The following is a 19,830-nucleotide window of genomic DNA, read 5'->3' on the forward strand; positions in this document are numbered from 1 at the left end:
TAAGGAGGAAAAAAGCAAATGAAAGCAATAATATTAAGTGCCGGTGAAGGAACACGTATGCGACCGTTAACATTAACAAAACCTAAAACAATGTTACCTGTTGCAGGTAAACCTATTATGCAATATAACATTGAAATTTTAAGAGATAATGGTATTAAAGACATACTTTTAATTGTTGGGTATAAAGAAGATATTGTTAAAAATTATTTTAAGGATGGTAAAGAGTTTGGTGTTAATATTTCTTATAAAACACAAACTAATTTAGCAGGCACTGCTAATGCTATTGGTTATGGTGAAGATTTTATTAATGATAGTGTTATTGTTTTAAACGGCGATTTAATATTAAATAATGATATTATTGAAGAACTCATTTCAAAATATAATGAAAGTGAAGTAGATACTTTAATGGTTTTAAAAGAAGTGAACAATCCAAGTTCTTTTGGAGTAGTTGAAGTAGAAAATGGTTTAGTAAAAAACATTGTAGAAAAACCTAAAAAAGGAGAAGCTCCAAGTAATTTAATCAACACTGGAATTTATATTTTTAATAAAGATATTTTTGATAAAATTAATAAAACTCAAATCTCTTCAAGAGGAGAATATGAAATAACTGACTCATTATCAATGCAAATTGAAGAAAATAAAATAGTTAAAGCATATGTAACTACTAAAGATTGGATTGATGTGGGGCGTCCTTGGGAGTTAATTGAAATTAATGAAAGATTACTTAAAAAAATCAAAGGAGAAATTAAAGGAAAAGTAGAGTCAGGTGTAACTATTCATGGTGAAGTCTTCCTAGATGAAGGAAGCATCCTTAAATCTGGAGTATATATTGAAGGTTCAGTTTATATAGGTAAAAACTGTGATATTGGTCCTAATTCTTATATTCGTGGAAATACTTACTTCGGCGATAATGTACATGTAGGTAATGCCGTTGAGATTAAAAATTCTATCATCATGGAAAACACAAATGTTGGACATTTAAGTTATGTTGGAGATTCTGTTATAGGATCAAATTGTAATATTGCTGCAGGAACTAATATAGCTAATTTACGTTTTGATAATAAATCAGTTAAAACAATTATTAAGAATAAGAAAGAAGATAGTGGAAGAAGAAAATTAGGAGCTATAATTGGAGATAGTGTAAAAACTGGAATAAATTCAAGTTTTTCTCCAGGAGTTAAAGTTGGTTCAAGTTCAACTATTGGATCTGGTGTTTTATTATACCATGATGTAGGTTCTAATATGAGAATATTAGTTAAACAAGATTATATCATTCAAGATAAAACAACTAATGACCAGTGTTCATTAGATAATTTAAAAGATTAAATTAAATTTTTTTATATAAAACAAATAATTTTTATATTTAGGAGGAATAAAAAATGAATATTCACAAGTCAGCAAAAATTTTCCCAGGAGCTCATGTTGTAGGAGACGTTGATTTAGGGGAAAATGTTTCAGTATGGTATAATGCAGTTATTAGAGGAGATACAAGTCATATTTCATTAGGAAAGGATTCTAATGTTCAGGATAATTGTGTTCTTCATTGTTCTCCAGGTTTATCATTAAATATAGGTGAAAATGTATCTATCGGTCACGCTGCTGTTGTGCATGGATGTACTATAGATGATAATGTAATTGTTGGAATGAATGCAACTGTTTTAAATAATGCGCACATTGGTAAAAATTCTATTGTTGCTGCAGGTGCTGTTGTTACAGAAAATCATGAATTTCCAGACAATAGTTTAATAATGGGTACTCCGGGGAAAGTTGTTAAAGAAATTTCAGAAAAACAATTAAATTTAATTAAATTTAATGCTAAGCATTATGTAAATTTATCCAATGCATATGATGCGAATTTTAATTTTGTTAAAGATGCCCCAAAAATATATGATGTTGAATTTGAATTTTAATTAATAATCTTTTTTTTTAATGTAGGTATAAAAAAATGAATCCGAAAAAAGCAGTATTAGAATTAGATCCGTATGTTCCGGGTAGATCCAAAGAAGAAATTGTTAATGAATTTAATATAAATGAAAAGGATATAATTAAATTAGGTTCAAATGAAAATCCATGGGGTCCTTCTAGTAAAGTTAAGACTGCTATTCTAAATGAAGTTGATAATGTTAATAGATATCCAGAATCTGATTTAACTAAACTTGAATCAGAAATTGCAAATTATGCAGGTGTTAAACCTAATCAGGTTATTATTGGTGGAGATGGTGCTGATGAAGTTTTAGATTCATTAATTAAAACTTTTATCGAACCTGGTGATGAATTTATTGTTCCATTGCCATCTTACACATATTATGAGTTTCTTTTAAAACCTTATGGGGCAATACCAATTTATGGTAATTGGGATTTAAATAGTAATACTTTGGATGTTGATTCAATTTTAAATTCTTTATCTGATAAAACAAAAATGATTTTTTTATGTTCTCCAAATAATCCTACAGGGGCTGTTATTAATGAAGAAGATATTAAAACAATTTTAGATGCTACTAATGCTTTAGTAATTATTGATGAAGCTTATATTGAATATGCTGAATCTAATCATGTTAATTTAATTAAAGATTATTCTAATGTGTTTATTTTAAGAACTTTCTCAAAAGTTATGGGTCTAGCAGGTATGAGAATAGGTTATGGTTTATCTAATAGTGAGAATATAGAATATATGCATAGAATTAAACCTGTTTTTTCTCTCACTCGGCTATCTTATGTGGCGGCTTTAGCAACTTTAAAAGATAAAAAATTCATAGAAGATTCAATTATTAAAGGTAAAGAAAGTAGGGATTTATTATATGAAGGTGTTTCTAAAATCAATAAATTGCATGTTTTAAAATCTCAATCAAATTTTATGGTAATAGATGTAAGGGAAACTGGATTTACTGCAAATGAATTATCTTATGAATTGTTAAAAAAGGGCGTAATTGTTAGAGATTGTACTTCTTTTAAAGGTTTAGATGAATATTGGATTAGAATAAGTATTGCAACTATTGAAGAAGACAAAAAGTTTTTAAACATATTAAAAGAAGTTGTAAATTAAGTAAAAATATATTAAAAGGTAGGTTACACAAATTATGAAAATTGGAACTACATTAATATCTTCTGTTGAATTTCATGGGAATATGTCTTTAGTAATTTTCTTAGCAGGTTGTCCTTTAAGATGTCCTTATTGTCATAATGGTGAAATTTTAGAAGATGGTGATGATATTGATATTGGTGAAGTTTATAAAGTAATTGATGATTCCAAAGATTTTATTGATGCAGTTGATGTATCTGGAGGGGAACCACTATCACAATTAGATGATTTGATAAGTATTCTACGTGTTGCTAAAAAATTAGGATTAAAAACTAAATTAGATACAAGTGGAGTTTATCCAGATAGATTAAAAAAAGTTTTAGATTTAAATTTAGTTGATTATGTTGCAATGGATATTAAATCTCCTTTTGAAAAATATGAAACCATAATTGGTTCAAATATTGGGGAAAATGTTAAAAAAAGTATGGAATTAGTTAATCAATATGATAAAACCTATTTGGAATGTCGGACTACTTATGTTCCGGGTTTACTTAAACCTGAAGATATTATTGATATAAGCTATGAAATTAATTGTAATGTTTATACCTTACAACAGTTTAGAAATAGAAGTGTTCTTGATGAAGATTTAAAAGATATTGAAAGTCCTAATCCTCATGAATTGAAGGATATGGCTAAAAAAATAAAATCAATACTTAAAGACTCAGTTATTAAAGTGAAAAGTGCAGAATTTGGAGAGGAAGTTATTTAAATTTTCTTTTTCATGTTTTTAAAAAAATTTTAGAGGGATTAAATGCCAATATTGTCGTTTGGAAGTCAAAATATTAATATTATTACTCAAAAAAAGAACATGACAATACGTAAATTATGGAAAAATCCTTTAAAAGTAGGGGATCGTTTATACTGTTATTGGAATTTAATTTCTAAAGAAAAAAAGAAAGTTTTTGAAGCTCAAGTTACTAAAGTTGATTTGATTAAATTTAAAAATTTAAAACATAATGACAAATTAGCAAAAGAGGAAGGGTTTCTTAATGCTCAAGAAATGACTAAAGAATTTAAGAAGATGTATGCTGAAGATATTAATGATGATAATATTTTTCAGGTAATCTATTTTGAAAAATTAAATATTGAAGATTGGATTGGAGATAAAATTGATGAAAAAGCCATGATTACCCAAAGAGCAGATATACTTTTTGATAGTGGTAAATATGATAAGTCTGTGTTGTGTTATTCAGCGGCTTTAGGGTTTGATTCTGAAGATATTTATTTATTGAATAAAAAGGGAGATAATCTCTCTCGTTTGGGTAAATTTCATGAAGCTATTGGTTGTTATGATAAAGCTATTGAAGTAAACCCAAATAATGAGTATATACTAAATAATAAAGCAATTGCTCTTTTAAATTGTGAGCGTATTGAAGAGGCTCTTGAAGTTAATGATGAGGCTGTTAAAATAAATCCTGAAAATACTGTAGTTTTATATTGGAGAGGTTTTATTCTTCAAGTTTTAGGCAGATTAAATGAAGCTCTAAATATTTATGATAAAATTTTAAGTATAGATGATTCTGATCCTCAAGTTTGGAATGCTAGAGGAAATCTTTTAAATGATTTAAATAACCCTGAAAAGGCTTTGGAATCTTATGATAAAGCAATGGAGTTATGTTTTGATGATTCGGATATTGATGCTTCTGCTCAAAATAGAAAAGGCAATGCTTTGTTAGATTTAGGGCGTTTTCAAGAAGCTTTAGATTGTTATAATAAAGCTATTAATCTTGAAAATGATAATCCAATTTTTTTATTAAATAAAGGTATTGTTTTAATGGAATTAGAGGAATATCAAGAGGCTTTAAGTTATTTTATTAAAATTTTAGCTAAGCATCCAAATAATGAGGATGCTCAATTTTTGAAAGAGGAATGTTTAGAAAATTTATAATTTTTGGGTTTTTTTATGTGGTATGATTTAATTTTGATTGCTTTGGCTTTTTTGATACCTGGAACAAGTCAAATTATTTTAGGTAAATTAATTCCAGGTTTGATTTTTTTCTTAATATTTTTAATAATGATTGTTGTTGATCATTTTACTCATGATTATCAAGGTAAACATGAAAAATTGATTACTGTAAGAGTTATAATTTATATTGGGTTTTGTTTAATATCTGCATTATATACCTATTTTTTATTGGTATAACTTTTTATTAAAAAAGTGTAAGAACATATACCTTAAGTTTTCTAATTTTTCTAATTTTTTCATGTATTGCTTAAATTATTTAATTACCTTATGTTTTTTATTAAAGTTTTAATATTTATTTCTATTTAATTAGTCAATTCTTTTAAATTTTTAATAGAAAAAATAAAGCAATTTTTAAATTATTATGTTTATTTTAAATATTTTTTAATTAAAGAAATACCCCATTCTGTCATTTCAGTAGATTTTTTTTGAGAATCTGATTCTGCAAAACATCTAAAAATAGGTTCAGTTCCGGAAGGTCTTATAATAATCCAACCATCTTCTTTTAATATCTTCACTCCATCTGTAGTGTCTATTTTATAATTAGTTGTTTCTTTTATTTCCTTAACAATACTTTTCATAATTTCTGATTTTTTATTATCAGGACATTCAATTTTCATTTTTTCAGAATAATATTTTGGTAATTCTTTAACAAGTTCATATAATGATTTTTTTTCCTTAGCAATTATCTCTAATATCTTAGCTACAGTCATTGCAGCGTCACGACCATAAACAAAGTTTGGGAAAATAAGGCCACCGTTTTCTTCTCCACCAAAAAGACCATTTTCTTCTTTTAATTTTCTTGCTACAAGTAAGTCTCCTACAGCGGTTGTTATAACTTTACCATTATACTGTTTAGCTATATCATAAATTGCAGTTGAAGTTGCAACAGTAGTTACTATAATTCCTCCATTGTTTTCCTTTAACATTTGTTTTTCAACTAATGAAAAAGTTTTATCTCCTAAAACAAAGTTTCCTTTATTATCAATACAAATAGTTCTGTCTGCATCACCATCATGAGCTAAACCTAAATCAGCATTTAAAATTTTTACAGTGTTTATTAATTCTGTTAAATTTGGTTCTATTGGTTCAGGGTTACGTCCTGGGAAAAATCCATCAGCTTGACAATTTAATGTAGTTACTTCACATCCAAGCTTTCTTAATATGTAAGGTGCTGTGAAAGAACCAGCTCCAGAACCACAATCGACTACTACTTTTAAATTTGCATTTTTTATTGCATCTACATCTACTCTTTTAAGAGTTTCTTCAATATATTCGTCTATAATAGATTCATTAATACAATATTTTCCCATTTCATTCCATTTAGCTCGTTTAGGTTCTTTATCAAAGTATAATTCTTCTATTTTTAATTCCATATTATCGGGAGTACCAATACCAAATTCATCTACAAATTTTAGTCCATTATACTTTGGAGGATTATGTGATGCAGTAACTATAATTCCACCATCATAATATGTTCTAACAGCATATTGTATTGCTGGAGTAGGTAAAATTCCAAGGTCTATTACATCACAACCTGAAGATAATAATCCTGCGGTTATAGCATGTTTTAACATAGGAGTACTTGTTCTTGTATCTCCTCCAATAGCCACAGTTCCTTGAACTAATGTACCATAACATGCTGCTAATCGGGATGCAAATTCCGGATTTAAAACTTCGTTTGCTATTCTTCTAACTCCAAATGTCCCAAATAATCTTTTATTTGCCATAAATCAAATCACCATTAATATTATTTTTAAAAATATATCCTATATATTGGAATTCATAAATTATTATAGTATTTATTTTATATTTTTTTAATTATAAATTTTTTTTAAAAAAGAATCTATTCTTTATACATAGATTTCAATCTTTCTACAGTATCAATATCTTCTAAGCCTTTATCGTCACGAATTCTTTTCACTACAGGGAATCTTAAAGAATAACCTGCATCATATTCTGGACTTTTAACGATTTCACTATATGCAATTTCTAAAATTATTTTAGGCTTAACAATAATTTTTGTACCTTTTTCGTTAATTTTATATTTTTCCATCATTTTTGTTAATTTTGCTAAGGTTTCATCAGTTAAACCAGTAGCTACATGAGCAACAGTTTCTAATTCTTCATCATCATTTCTAAGAGCTACCATGTAGGATCCAATAAAATTACCTCTTTTACCTATACCATATGTTCCCCCAACAACCACAACATCTAATGTTTCCGGTTCAGCTTTAAATTTTAACATTTTTTTGCCACGAATTCCAGGTATATATGGTTCTTTGGCATCTTTAATCATTATTCCTTCATGCCCTTCGGCAATAGATTTTTCAAATAATCTTTTTGCATCTTTAAGATTATCTTCATTAACCATAGCTTTTTCACTAAGATTTAAATTATCACTTTTTGTATTAACAATTTTTTCAAGAATCTCTCTTCTTATTTTAATTGGTTCATCCAATGTTGGTTTTTTATAATATAAAAGATCGTATAAATAAACTTTAAGAGGAACAGACTCAATAGCTTCTTCAATATTATATTTTCTACGGACTCTGTGTAATATATTTTGGAAAGATAAAGGTTTACCATTACGTGTTGCTATGACTTCACCTTCTGCAATATAATTTTCATCCGGAAATGCCTCACGAATTTCATTTACTATTTCTGGAATAGCTTTTGTAATATTTTCTAATCGTCTAGTAAATATTGTTATATTGTCTCCATTTTTATGAACTTGCATACGTATTCCATCATACTTAGTTTCACAAAGAGCTTCACCCATCTCTAATATACTTTCATCTATATTAGGAGATAATTGTGCAAGCATAGGTTTAACAGGTTTTCCTGGGGTTAAAGACAATTTTTTTAGTCCATTTTCGCCCTGATTTTTTCCTACTTCTGCAACAAGTCCTAAATCATTTGTTAACATATAAGCTCTTTCAGTGACACTTTTATTTATATCAAAAGCATCAGAAATGGCGTCACGAATAATTCCTTCACCTACTCCAATTCTTAATTCTTCAGTTATTGTTCTAGTAATATATTTGGCTTCTGTTCCAGAAGCTGAAGATAATAACTCTAAAATTATTGAAATCTTTTTGTTGGTTGAATTATTACCAGAAATAGTTGCTAATTTTTTTAAGTTACTAAAAACAAATTTGATACTTAGGGGTTGTGAAAAAAAAGTAGTTTGGCTCTTTTTAGAATATAATTTTTCAGCAGCTGCTCCAATATCCCCTTGGTCCCTTATTTGATTTTCAACTTCATTTTCATTTACTCCAATAACTTTACTAATAGCTTTCATTACGAGTTTATCTCCGATTCCCATTTCTTGTTCACTGTAAAATGGAAATACTTTCCCTAAAGCTAATAAAGTTACAATAGGTAATGTTTCATCATCTACCTTCTTAAAAAAATTAGCTAAAATATCTGTTTTTTTTAATCTTTTAGTAGTATTACTCAATGCTTCATAAACATTTACAAGTTCTTGGTACTTCATTTAATTAAATTCCTTTTTATAATAGTTTTTCAAACCTTAAAGATTCTGCTTTACAAATTGGACATATTTCCGGAGGTTTTTCTCTACTACATAAATATCCACAGACTTTACATCTCCAAATAGGATATTTTGTATTTAAAACTTTAGATTCATCTTTTAATTCTATTTTTTTATTAATTTCACTTAATCTTCTATCTGGAATTGATTGTGCTGTTTCTTGACTATTTGCTATTTTTTTATTAACATATAAAGCACAAAAACATGATCCATATTCTTCGAGATCTATATCTCTATAATCACATGGACATATCAAATCTAGATCCTTTGTTTTATCTCCACTTGCTAATCTACAAGGACAAGCTCCATAACCATATCGATCTTTATTAACCTCAATATTTTCAATAAGTGTTTCAACAAATTCTTTATCGGGGTTTATGAAATATCCATTATCCTCTGCAGATTTTTTAAATTTGTCATAAGTTAACATTTTAAGGACACTCTCCTATTAAAATAATTTTTTCATTAATCATTCTTTTATTAAATCATCAATTTCATCAGGTTTGTATCCAATTATAATGTCTTTATCATTGTATACAATTGTAGGGAATGATATATCTTTATTATATTTTTGAAGTGTTTCAACAGCTTCGTTTCTTTCTTCACCTTCAGTTAAATCTACATAAATATAATCATATTCTAAATTTAACTTTTCAAGATGTTCTCTTGTTTTTTTACACCATCCACAGGTACTTAAAGCAAATAATAATATATCTCCTTTATTTTCTCCATTTACATGTTCTAATTCCATTTTATCACATCTTCTTTTTTTTTAATTAATTAAAAATCATCTTTTGCTATTTTAACAGAGCAGTATTCTCCGCACATTGTACACATTTCATTATCATCAAGTTTACATTTGTCACGATATTTTCTAGGTTTAGAACTATCAAATGCTATATCAAATTGTTGATCCCAATCAAAGTTTCTTCTAGCTTTTGACATCATTTTTTCTTTTTCCCATGCGGTATCCAACCCTAAAGCTACATCTCCAGCTTGAGCTGCTATTTTTGATGCAATTATACCTTCTTTAACATCATCTAATTCAGGTAAACCTAAATGTTCTGCTGGAGTTACATAACATAAAAAATCCGCACCGCTGGATGCTGCTATTGCTCCTCCGATTGCAGAAGTTATGTGGTCATATCCGGGTGCTAAATCTGTTACAATTGGACCTAATACATAGAAAGGTGCACCATAACATAATGTTTTTTGTATTTCCATATTTGACTTTATTTGGTTTAAAGGTACATGTCCTGGTCCTTCAACCATACTTTGAACAGAGGCTTCTTGGGCTCTCTTAACTAATGTTCCTAAAGTAACTAATTCTTGAATTTGGGGAACATCGCTAGCATCGGATAAACATCCTGGTCGTAACCCGTCACCTAAACTTAGAGTTATATCATATTCTTTAGCTAATTCAAGTAAGTAATCATAATTTTCATATAATGGATTTTCTTTTTCGTTATGTAAAATCCATGAAGCTAAGAATGTTCCGCCTCTACTAACTATTCCCATTTCTCTTTTAGCATTTTTTAATTTTTTAACTAGATCTTGAGTGATTCCACAATGTAAAGTCATGAAATCAACTCCTTCTTTAGCTTGTTTTTCTATTGTTTTAAAAATATCATCTTCTTCCATATCAATAATTTCGTTTCCTTTGTTAAGAGTAATGACTCCTGCTTCGTAAATAGGAACAGTTCCTATCGGTATATTTACAGTTTCCATTATTTGTTTTCTGAATAATTCTAAATCAGGACCAGTACTTAAGTCCATTAATGCATCAGCACCATATTCCATACATAGTTTTGCTTTATGGGTTTCTAATTTTATATTTTCTATTTTACTACTTGAACCTATGTTTGCATTTATTTTTGTGCTTAATCCTTCACCTATTCCACATGCTTCTGTGTTTCGGTTAATATTTTTAGGTATTACTATTTTACCTTCTGCTACTTTAGTTATTATTTCTTTAGTACTAATTCTTTCTTTTTCACAAATTTTTTCCATTTCTGGAGTGATATTGCCTTTTTTAGCTTCTTCCATTTGAGTCAATTATAATCCCTCGAAATTTAATAGTAATATATTATTGAAAATTTTTTCTCTATTTTATATGAAGTATATACTTAATATTAAATTTTGTTTAAAATTAAAGTTCAATTAACAATTTTTATTATTATTTTTAAAAAAAGTAATACAAATGTTTTAAAAAAATAAGAGATATAGTTAAATAATTAACTATTTTCTCTTTATTTTCTGGTTTTAGTAAACTCTATTAATTAGGATGTTTAATGGCTATAAACTAGTTATAATTCTTTTTTTCTAATCTATTTAATTATATTGAATCATATCATCAGAGTTATTATTACTAGGTTTTACCTTATCCATTGCTTCTTCAAAGTATTTCATTGGAACTTCATTTGAATCCATATTATTTCTTAAAGTTAACATTGCAGCTTCTCGACATACTGCTTCAATATCAGCTCCAACATAACCTTCTGCTTCTTTTGCTAATTTTTCTAATTTAACATCTTTAGATAAAGGCATATTTTTAGTATGTACCTTAAATATGGATAATCTACCTTCTTCATTAGGTGTGCCAACTTCAATATGTCTATCAAATCTTCCAGGTCTCATAAGTCCTGGATCAATCATATCTGGTCGGTTTGTAGCACCAATTACTGCAACATCATGTAATTCTTCCATACCATCAATTTCAGTTAATAATTGATTAACTACTCTTTGAGTTACACCAGAATCTCCTAATGAATTTCCACGTGTGCTGGCTATTGAATCTAATTCATCAAAGAATATTACTGTTGGGGAAGCTTGTTTAGCTTTTTTAAATACTTCTCTAATTCCTTTTTCTGAATCTCCTACCCATTTTGATAATAATTCTGGTCCTTTAACAGATATGAAATTTGCTTCACTTTCGTTTGCTACTGCTTTTGCAAGTAATGTTTTTCCTGTTCCTGGAATTCCATATAATAAAGTTCCTTTAGGTGGCTTAATTCCGAATTTTTCAAAATTTTCCGGATATTTTAAAGGCCATTCAATGGCTTCTTTTAATTCTTGTTTAGCTTCATCTAATCCACCTATATCATCCCATTTTACGTCAGGTACTTGAACTGTTACTTCTCTTAATGCAGATGGTTGAATTTCTTTAAGTGCTTCTTTAAAATCATCTTTGTTTACTATAATCTTTTTGAGAGTTTCTTCAGGAATTGGTTCCCCATCTTTAATTTCAGGAATTATTCTTCTAACAACTCTCATTGCTGCTTCTTTTGCTAATGATCCTAAATCTGCCCCAACAAATCCGTGGGTTGATTCTGCAAATTCATCTAAATTTACATCTTTACCTAATGGCATTGATCTTGTATGGATTTCTAAAATTTCTTTTCTTTCATCAACATCAGGTATTCCAATTTCAATTTCTCTGTCAAATCTTCCAGGTCTTCTTAATGCAGGGTCTAATGAATCTGGACGATTAGTTGCTCCTATTACCACAACTTGTCCACGTGAGTTAAGGCCGTCCATTAATGTTAAAAGTTGTGCTACAGTTCGTCTTTCAGTTTCTCCTTGTGTTTCTTCTCTTTTTGGAGCAATAGCATCTAATTCATCTATAAATATTATTGAAGGCGCATTTTCTTCTGCTTCATCAAAAAATCCTCTTAAATTTTCTTCTGATCCTCCAACATATTTACTCATTATTTCTGGCCCATTTATTGTAATGAAATGCGCATCACTTTCGTTTGCTACTGCTTTTGCAAGTAATGTTTTTCCTGTTCCTGGAGGTCCATACATTAAAATTCCTTTAGGAGGGGTAATTCCTAATTTATCAAATATTTCTGGTCGTTTAAGTGGAATTTCTACCATTTCTCTAACTTTTTTAACTTCTTCTTTTAAACCACCAATATCTTCATAGCTTACATCCACAAAGTTAGATATTCCTTCAATTTTTGATAAGTCTACAGGATTTTCTTGCATTTCTATTTGGGTGTTGGGTCCTACATATACAATTCCTAAAGGATTTGTATTTACTACCGCTAATTTCAATTGACCTAGTGCTGGAACTTCCATCATTTCTCGGAACATATCATCAAATAAACTGTTTCCACCTAAGTTTTGTCTTTGTTGTTTATATCCAGTTACTATTATATCACCTTGTACCATCACTTTATTCCTAAAAGCTGAATTTAAATCTCCACTAACTCTTATGGGATCTTCTAATGGTGCTAATTTTATTTTTTTAGCTTCTTTTGCTTCAGCTTTTTGAACAGTAACTTCTTGTCCTATGGATGCTTTGGAGTTTTTACGGGTTGTACCATCTATTCGTAATGTTTTTGAATTTATTTCATTTTGTGATGAAAATACCATTGCGGCTGTTGTTTTATTACCGGTTATTTGTATTATTTCTCCATCAGTTACTCCAATTTTGACCATTGTTTCAGGATCGATTCTTGCTATTCCTTTACCTACGTCGTGTTGTGATCTTGCTTCTGCAACTTTTAATGTGATTTCTTGATTTTGTTGATTATTATTTTCCATAACTTCCATCTCCTTTTTTAATTTTTTATTTCTTTTTAAATTATTCTATTTTTTAAGTTTTAATTATCACCTTTTGACTTTTAAGTTACTCTTGTTATTTTAATTGTAATTTTGTGCATTATAGTTACGCTATTCATAAAAAATTGTTTTATACTTTCTTTTTTATTTTTTTTACTTTCAATTATCTTTTAGTAAGTTTTTGTAACTATAGTATAATATGTGCATTTTCTAATATATAAACATTTCGGTTTTTACTTTTTTTTAATCGATTTATTAAACCATTTATTATTCTTATTTTTTATATTTAATCACTTATAGTTTATTTTATATTATAAATATATTATTTTAGATTTAAAATTCATTATAATATCTTATAAATCATTTTTGTCATGTTTTATTTGTTTTTAATAAGTAGTTACATTTTGTTATTAAAATATTTTAAGTTCGTTATATATTATTTAAAAAATAAAAAAATTTAAAAAAATATTATCTAATAACCCCTCCAAAACCCTTTAATATATTTTTTGTTGATTCAAATGCAGCATTATTCAATGCTTCAATCTTAAAAGTAAAACTAGTAAAACCTTCTTGAATTTGTGGCCCAGTATAAACATCAATAATTTTAACATTTGTAATATCTTTAATATTATTAATAGTATCTTTAATCACATATTGATCAGCTGTTAATGGGAAAACACAACTAATAGATTGAGAATAATTTTTTTGAAGTTTAATTTTCCATTGGATTAACTCCTTTTCACTTAAAACTTCAACATTAGAAATTTTTAATTTTTTGTGATGTTTATTAGTATTTAATTTTAAGAATTCAGGACCTAAATCTTCTAAAATTCCTATATGAACAATTCCAGAGTATATATGTTTTAAACCTATTTCTTTACCAATAGACATTTTTAAAATATTTGATTCATGATTAAGAGAATTAATAGCTTTATCACTTCTACCTAAAGCAGACTGAATATCGCCCATGTTTTTAGTTGCTATTAATGCTATATCTACAAATTTGTCTTCATCTTTAGTAGAAATTACATCTTTTAATTCACATACTGCATCAGCAAAAGTTTGGCGAACAAGTTCCCCATTTTTATTTTCTAATTGTATAGAATAAGTTAAAAAAGGGTTTTGAGATACTATTCTAGCAATCATATCTATCATAAGATTATAAATAGGACTTTCAAAATCTTGAGTATCTTTCACATTAACATTTAATTTAGCAATAGCATATGCAGTAGAAATATAAGAAAAATGGGTTAATACTTGTACTATAGCCATCATTTTGTCATGTTCTTGTGGTACAGTTTCAATAACTTTCATTTTTTTATTTTTTAAAAATTTTTTTACTTTAGGATACCATTTTCCTTTCTTTTTAGGAGTTAAAACTATTATTTGCCCATTTAAACTTGTTGTTCTCGGACCAAAAACTGGGTGAGTTGGAATAAACTCTACATCTTTTGGAACATATTTTTCCATAATTTTAGAAGGTCCTTCTTTTACACTTGTAACATCTATAAGTAAAGATCCAGGTGTCATTTTAGGTGCTAATTCCTTAATAACATCCTTTGTGCTTGATATGGGGACAGATATAATGATTATGTCGCTAGATTTTACAACCTCTTCATTATTTGAGGAATAATTAACATTTAATTCATAACTAGTAATTTTCCCAACAGTTTCATCTCTACCTGTAATAGTTACATCAAAATTTTCTCTTTTAAAGAACCAAGCTAATGTTTTTCCTAATCCCCGAGTTCCACCAATAATTCCAATTTTCATTTTAATCCTGCTATGACAAATTTTATATTGTATAAAATTAAATCTTTTTTTTATTATTTAATAATTATATTATTTATTATTATAATATATTATATTAAAAACTTTAAAATCTGTAATATAGGAGTATATTTGTAATGAAAATAATTTATCAAGATAAAAAAAATGGGGTTATGAATCTTCTTCCAGAAACATTAGACGATTTATGGCATTTGTCTCATATAATAGAAGTTGGGGATAATATATATTCTAAAACTTCTCGTCGTATTCAAGATACAACAGGGGATAAACTTAGAAGTGATCGAGGTGTTAAAAAAACTTTTACATTAGGAATATCAGTTGAAAATATTAATTTTCATATTTTTACAGGTAAATTAAGACTTACTGGCCCAATTATTCAAGGTCCAGAAGATATTATCCCTTTAGGTTCTCATCACACAATTGAAGCAAAAATCAATACTCCTATTAAAATTAGTAAAGAAGTATGGTCAAATTGGATTTTAAAAAGAATTAATCAGTCTATTAAAGCATCAAAAAAATTATCTGCTATTATTATTAGTTTAGAAGATGATGTTGCGGATATTGGTTTGATTCGTCAATTTGGTGTAGAATATTATGGTCCTATTATGGGAAATATTTCAGGTAAACGAATTTTAGATAAAAGTCGTCAAAAAAAATTAAACCAATTTTATCAAAGTATTATTGAAGTTATTAATCGTTTTGAGGATGTTTCAACTTTTATCATTGCAGGTCCAGGATTTTATAAAAATGATTTTTTTAAATATTTAAAAGATAAATTCCCAAAGATTGCTAAAAAATCCATATTAGAAAACACTGGCTCTGGAGGTCGGTCTGGAATTTATGAAGTTCTTAAAAATGGTACTGTTGAAAAATTAACCTCAGAAAATAGAATAGCTTATGAAATGTCAATATTAGAAAAACTTTTTGAAGAAATGTCAAAGGGAACTTCTAAAGTAGCCTATGGTAGGGAAGAAGTTAATAAAGCTGTTAATTCTGGGGCTGTTGAAAAATTGCTTGTTTTAGATAATTCAATTAAAAGTAAAAATTTAGAAAATTTAATGGATATGGTTGAAAACATGTCTGGGAAAGTAATTGTTATAAGTAGTGAACATGAAGGAGGTAAACAGTTAGAATCCCTTGGAAGTATTGCTGCTTTACTTCGTTATCCTGTAAATTAAGCTTTTTTTTTAATTTTTTTAATTTTGAAAACAATTATATATCAGTTTTAACAATATGTTAATATTTAAAAATAACTAATTTATTCTTTAATTAGTTTTTATAAATAATTTGGGTGTTAAAAAAACATGTTCTCCATGTATCTTCAACTATTAGGCGTATTCTTATTATCTTTTTTTGGAACAATGGTATTAAATATAATTTTCCGTTTCTTAGGTAAAAGAAGATTATTAGGCAATTTATATCAGAATATTAGAGGTGGAACTCCTCGAGCAATCGGTTTGATTCCTTTCATATTATTAAGTTTATATCTACCACAGGGATTCAATGATTTGGTACTTGTTATTGGTATATTTGCATTTGTTGATGATTTATTAGGTAGACGTAAAATATTAAATTTAAATGTAGAGTGGGGCCAATTATTCCGTGGTGTAGGAATGTTATTAGTAATGATTATTGGTTTCCCATTAATGGGATGGTCTTCTATACTTGTTGCATTACTTGTTCAACCAGTTAATATTTCAGATATGCAACCAGGTTCTACTTGTAGTGTTGTATTTATACTTGCAGCTATAGTTTCAATTTTAATGGTTATAATAGGTACAGCACCTATATTAGAGTTACCAGCATTTTATACTCCTTTATTAATTTTAGCCGTATGTTTAGGTTATGCTCCTTTAGATTACTTTGGAAAGATAATGTTAGGTGAAGTTGGTAATCACTCATTTGCTATAGCTTTAGGTATTTCCTTCTATATGCTAGGTGGATTTTGGTGTACATTAATTTTCTTCATTATCACCACAATTTTAATTGCATTTATTAGAAGAAATAATCTTTATAGGTTCTTATCTCGAAAGTTAAAAATTTATAATCCTACTTTTGGGGATTATTTTATGGATGTATTAACAGGTGGGGGATTAGGAGATCTTTTTAGAAAAATAGTATTAGGTCAAAGACAAATTAGAGTTTCTAATCCTTTATTAATAATATTAGGATTTAGAAGATTATTGTATAATCCTTTTGCACCAAATAATAAACAACATTTTTCTAATGATCGACAGGTTAATAAAAATAGTCTTAGAAAATTTCTTTAAATTAGATAACTTTTTTATATTTTTTTAAAAAATATTATATTATATTATATTTATTTATGGGTTTGTAATTATGAAAGCGTTATTAGTTATTACTGGGAGAGGTTTAGGGGGAGATGCTAGAGTAGGTTTAAATGTTGTTAAATCCCTAGAAAAAGAGGGAGTTAAATGTGAAATAGCTTTAGATCATAATGCTCCTGGATTATTATATGAAAAAAATGGTTATTCTTGGCATAAAGTATCTATTCCTCAAGCTGGGGGGCATGCAGCTAGTAAAATATCCACTATTAAAGCAGGGGGTAAAACATTAAAAGCTGCACGAGAAACAAAGAAATTGATTCAACATATTAAACCTGATGTTGTTGTTGGTATTATTGGTGGTGGGGCTGTTATAGGTTGTATTGCAGCTAAATTAGCTAAAGTTCCTGCTGTGGCATTAATTGATACTCCTTTAGATTCTAAAGTTTGTTCAAGATTAAATCATTGTATTGTTTTGCCGGAAAATCAATTATTTAAATCAAAAAATCTTCCACCTAACTTAGAAAAATCATTTTTCCCATTAACTCCGGGTATAACCAAAGGAGATAAATCTAATGGTTTAAAAAATATTACTCAACATATTTTAGAACTTAAAGATAATAATCCTGGAAAGTCTATTGCGGAATTTGATGCAGATAAAACTACTTTACTCTTTTCATCTGGTTCTTCATTATTTGAAATGTCTGTTAAAGCATTAAAAAATTTTACAGATGTTGTTAATGATGAATATAATATTTTGCTTGTTGGTGATCCATTGAAAAAAGAATATTTGGATATGGTTGATGAGTCTAAGGTAATTAATTTAGGGTATATTGATTGGATTAAGGATTGTTATGCCATAACTGATTTGGCGGTTCTTACAGATGATGGGAACATGATTCAAGAATCTATGGCTTGTGAATTGCCTTGTATGGCATTAACAAAAGTAAAATATGGTCGTTATCACAATATGGCTGCAATTTTCCCGGGTGCAGTTGTTGAATCTGATATTATTGATTTAAATGATAAAATTTTTGATACTTTAAATAATTTAAATAGTATACAGGCTAAAACTACTGAATATAGTCAAGAAGTTTTATCTGCCGGTAAAAAAATAGCAGATATTATTATATCTGAATCCAAAAAAAATAAATAAAAATTTATTTTTTTATATTTTTACATAAACTTCATGATTTTATAGTACATATCTGTTGATGGGTGTAATTCTAAAAAATCATTAAAATCTTCTTTTGTAATGCCTAAATTCATTAGGAATGCCATATATGCAGTATCATCTACACTAGAAGGAGATATTGCACTTATATTTTCGATTTTTCCTGTTTTATTATTTAGATCTACACTTGTTAAACCTGTTTCTGAACTCAATGCTTTCCAAAATGCTCCAGGACCAGCACCTCCAGGTATAGTTATGTTTGTAATTTCTTCTTTTAATTTTTCAGTATCTTTCTTATTTTGTATGAAACTAACATCCATATCTAAACTTATTGATTCTGGGGTGTTATTATAATATATTTCATTTGAATATCCTGCCATATTCCTTGCTGCTGTTATTCCTTCTCTTCGTGCAACTGGTGTTAGTTGGATTCCTCCAATTACATCCCCTGCAGCATAAATATTGGGGTGAGAAGTTTTCATCATTTTATCTACTTTAATAGTTTTATCATTATTTAACTTTATAATATCTTTAAATTTGTCTGTATTTGGTGTTCTTCCAGTTGCTATTAATGTTTTTCCACTGTAATTTCCAGATGTTGTAATGATTTCATCTTTTTTAATTTCTTTAATGGTTGTGTTTTCGTGAATGTTAATTTTTTTCAATAATTTTTGTACTGTGTAATTTTGGATTTTAGGTTCTAAATTTTTCAATACAGTGCTTCTTGCGAAAATATTAACTTCACTTCCATAAGAAGAAAATATATTTGCTAATTCGCATGCAATTATTCCTCCACCTATGATGTTTAATTTCTTTGGAATTTCTTTTAATTTAAGCACATCACTACTAGTTAAAGCATATTTTGCTCCAGAAATATTTGGAATAAATGGTCTTGCTCCTGTAGCAATCAAAACATTATCAGGATGATATATATTTCCATTAACTTTAACATTTATTTCATCATTTTCATCGATACTTAATTCTGCTTTTCCATAAATAATTTGATTCCCTACATTTTTATTATCACTTTCATTAATTTTTCGAAGAATTACTTGTGTTTCTTTAATTTTTTCTACCATTTTTTCATAAGAAAAATCTGTATTAGTTTTTATAAATCCTAAATCTTCATATCGTTTGCTTTCGTTTAAAAATTTTGCTACATCATTTAAAGCACATATAACCATGCAACCTTCATTTAAACATGTTCCCGCAATATACTTTTGTTCTATAAGTAATACTTCTTTTCCTAATCTTCCAAGTTCTAATGCAGCTAATCTTCCTGCAGGTCCTGCTCCAATAACTATATTTTCCATTTTTGTCACATTGTTTGTTTTTATAAATGCATTTTTTTTGTTTTTGTTTTAACAAATCATTAATATCTTTAATTTATACTATAGTAATGTTATATATTAATTA

The 19,830-nt window shown here is 27.8% G+C and carries 17 protein-coding genes; 9 read left to right on the plus strand and 8 right to left on the minus strand.

Annotation, left to right across the window (positions count from 1 at the left end):
• Positions 1 to 18 precede the first annotated feature (18 nt).
• From glmU to BP997_RS07825, 6 genes are read left to right on the plus strand one after another with little or no spacing between them, the layout of a single operon-like run.
• Positions 19 to 1,326 (plus strand): bifunctional sugar-1-phosphate nucleotidylyltransferase/acetyltransferase, encoded by a 1,308-nt coding sequence (glmU, locus tag BP997_RS07800; RefSeq protein WP_409198065.1) that lies wholly within the window; start codon positions 19 to 21, stop codon positions 1,324 to 1,326.
• A gap of 53 nt (positions 1,327 to 1,379) precedes the next feature.
• The gene (locus BP997_RS07805) at positions 1,380 to 1,910 is read left to right on the plus strand and encodes a gamma carbonic anhydrase family protein (protein ID WP_409198064.1); all 531 of its coding nucleotides are present in this window, start codon (positions 1,380 to 1,382) and stop codon (positions 1,908 to 1,910) included.
• Between the two features lie 35 nt (positions 1,911 to 1,945).
• Positions 1,946 to 3,043 (plus strand): histidinol-phosphate transaminase, encoded by a 1,098-nt coding sequence (hisC, locus tag BP997_RS07810; RefSeq protein WP_409198063.1) that lies wholly within the window; start codon positions 1,946 to 1,948, stop codon positions 3,041 to 3,043.
• Positions 3,044 to 3,077: 34 nt separating this feature from the next.
• On the plus strand, positions 3,078 to 3,788 hold the full coding sequence (locus BP997_RS07815) for an anaerobic ribonucleoside-triphosphate reductase activating protein (protein WP_409198062.1): 711 nt from the start codon (positions 3,078 to 3,080) through the stop codon (positions 3,786 to 3,788).
• Positions 3,789 to 3,830: 42 nt separating this feature from the next.
• A complete protein-coding gene (locus BP997_RS07820; protein WP_409198061.1) occupies positions 3,831 to 4,967 on the plus strand; it encodes a tetratricopeptide repeat protein in 1,137 nt (378 codons plus the stop codon).
• Positions 4,968 to 4,982: 15 nt separating this feature from the next.
• The gene (locus BP997_RS07825) at positions 4,983 to 5,222 is read left to right on the plus strand and encodes a hypothetical protein (RefSeq protein WP_409198060.1); all 240 of its coding nucleotides are present in this window, start codon (positions 4,983 to 4,985) and stop codon (positions 5,220 to 5,222) included.
• A gap of 188 nt (positions 5,223 to 5,410) precedes the next feature.
• Here the strand turns inward: BP997_RS07825 and glmM are convergent, their stop codons facing one another.
• From glmM to BP997_RS07860, 7 genes are all read right to left on the minus strand, one after another.
• Positions 5,411 to 6,772, minus strand: coding sequence for a phosphoglucosamine mutase (glmM, locus tag BP997_RS07830; RefSeq protein WP_409198059.1), 1,362 nt, complete (start codon positions 6,770 to 6,772; stop codon positions 5,411 to 5,413).
• 116 nt (positions 6,773 to 6,888) lie between these two features.
• A complete protein-coding gene (locus BP997_RS07835) occupies positions 6,889 to 8,541 on the minus strand; it encodes an ATP-dependent DNA ligase (RefSeq protein ID WP_409198058.1) in 1,653 nt (550 codons plus the stop codon).
• A gap of 16 nt (positions 8,542 to 8,557) precedes the next feature.
• Positions 8,558 to 9,028, minus strand: coding sequence for a ferredoxin-thioredoxin reductase catalytic domain-containing protein (locus BP997_RS07840; RefSeq protein WP_409198057.1), 471 nt, complete (start codon positions 9,026 to 9,028; stop codon positions 8,558 to 8,560).
• Positions 9,029 to 9,067: 39 nt separating this feature from the next.
• A complete protein-coding gene (locus tag BP997_RS07845; RefSeq protein ID WP_409198056.1) occupies positions 9,068 to 9,349 on the minus strand; it encodes a glutaredoxin family protein in 282 nt (93 codons plus the stop codon).
• Between the two features lie 29 nt (positions 9,350 to 9,378).
• Positions 9,379 to 10,653 (minus strand): phosphomethylpyrimidine synthase, encoded by a 1,275-nt coding sequence (gene thiC, locus BP997_RS07850; RefSeq protein WP_409198055.1) that lies wholly within the window; start codon positions 10,651 to 10,653, stop codon positions 9,379 to 9,381.
• A 276-nt stretch (positions 10,654 to 10,929) separates the two neighbouring features.
• Positions 10,930 to 13,146: a CDC48 family AAA ATPase gene (locus BP997_RS07855; RefSeq protein WP_409198054.1), complete on the minus strand. Its 2,217-nt coding sequence runs from the start codon at positions 13,144 to 13,146 to the stop codon at positions 10,930 to 10,932.
• Between the two features lie 486 nt (positions 13,147 to 13,632).
• Positions 13,633 to 14,937 (minus strand): prephenate dehydrogenase, encoded by a 1,305-nt coding sequence (locus BP997_RS07860; RefSeq protein ID WP_409198053.1) that lies wholly within the window; start codon positions 14,935 to 14,937, stop codon positions 13,633 to 13,635.
• A gap of 134 nt (positions 14,938 to 15,071) precedes the next feature.
• On the opposite strand from BP997_RS07860, the gene BP997_RS07865 reads away from it, so the two are divergent.
• From BP997_RS07865 to BP997_RS07875, 3 genes are all read left to right on the plus strand, one after another.
• A complete protein-coding gene (locus tag BP997_RS07865) occupies positions 15,072 to 16,133 on the plus strand; it encodes an mRNA surveillance protein pelota (protein ID WP_413824486.1) in 1,062 nt (353 codons plus the stop codon).
• Positions 16,134 to 16,268: 135 nt separating this feature from the next.
• A complete protein-coding gene (locus BP997_RS07870) occupies positions 16,269 to 17,225 on the plus strand; it encodes a cell wall biosynthesis protein (RefSeq protein WP_413824633.1) in 957 nt (318 codons plus the stop codon).
• Between the two features lie 70 nt (positions 17,226 to 17,295).
• A complete protein-coding gene (locus BP997_RS07875; protein WP_409198051.1) occupies positions 17,296 to 18,396 on the plus strand; it encodes a glycosyltransferase in 1,101 nt (366 codons plus the stop codon).
• A gap of 20 nt (positions 18,397 to 18,416) precedes the next feature.
• On the opposite strand, the gene BP997_RS07880 is transcribed toward BP997_RS07875, so the two are convergent.
• Complete coding sequence (locus BP997_RS07880; protein ID WP_409198050.1) at positions 18,417 to 19,727, minus strand: FAD-dependent oxidoreductase; 1,311 nt, start codon at positions 19,725 to 19,727, stop codon at positions 18,417 to 18,419.
• Positions 19,728 to 19,830: the final 103 nt, after the last annotated feature.

Source organism: Methanobrevibacter sp. UBA412 (assembly GCA_002495685.1).
GTDB classification, from domain to species: Archaea; Methanobacteriota; Methanobacteria; order Methanobacteriales; family Methanobacteriaceae; genus Methanobrevibacter_A; species Methanobrevibacter_A acididurans.